We start from the raw sequence: 617 nt of genomic DNA, 5'->3' as shown, positions 1-617 counted from the left end.
ATATTGGGCATCGTGCCGGGCGTGGCGTCGCTTGCCGTCTGGTCGCCAGGTCTCAATGCCAACGGCAACTCCAAGCTGGGGTCGATCGCGCTGGAAAAGCTTGCCAGGATGATGAACTGGTCGATCTTCGCGCCGTAGCCTTCGCGATCCGCCATAGCGCCAGATAAGAAAATCCCGCGCCGTCTTCGAGACGGCGCGGGATTTTTTTGTCAAAGAACTAGCTCATGCGATTGAAAGGCTTAGAAAAAGCCCTTCCGCTGCCACCAGCCGCCGCGCTTCGGCTTGTCCTCGGTCTTGTCCTCGGCCTTGGCCGCGGGCTCTTCCGCGACGATCGAAGACACGACCGGCTCGGCCGGCGCATTCGCCGCCGCCGGCTTGCGCCGCGACGAGCGGGCCTTCGGTGCCTCCTCGACAGAAGCGATGGCTGCCTCGTCGGATGCCGTGACCGGCGTGTCGACCGGTGCTTCCACCTCCGCAGCCGGCTCATCGGCGACAATTTCGGCCGCGGCCTTCTTTGGCTTGGCCGCGCGACGTGGCTTCTTCGGCTTCTCCGTGCTCGGCGCGTCGTCATTGGCCGGGGCAAGCGCCACCGGCTCTTCGGCTGGTGCAGCAACGAC

At 64.8% G+C, this 617-nt stretch carries 1 protein-coding gene and 1 pseudogene; one reads left to right on the top strand and one right to left on the bottom strand.

Annotation, left to right across the window (positions count from 1 at the left end):
* Positions 1–138 (top strand): glutaminase (locus tag EN750_RS37945; RefSeq protein WP_189526846.1); only part of this gene is annotated, 138 nt, incomplete at its 5' end.
* Between the two features lie 101 nt (positions 139–239).
* On the opposite strand, the pseudogene EN750_RS37940 reads toward EN750_RS37945, so the two are convergent.
* Positions 240–617: pseudogene (locus tag EN750_RS37940) on the bottom strand (ribonuclease E/G); the annotation flags it as partial.

This window comes from Mesorhizobium sp. M7A.F.Ca.ET.027.03.2.1 (assembly GCF_003999175.1).
Lineage (GTDB): Bacteria > Pseudomonadota > Alphaproteobacteria > Rhizobiales > Rhizobiaceae > Mesorhizobium.
This window is presented reverse-complemented; position numbering and strand designations above follow the sequence as displayed.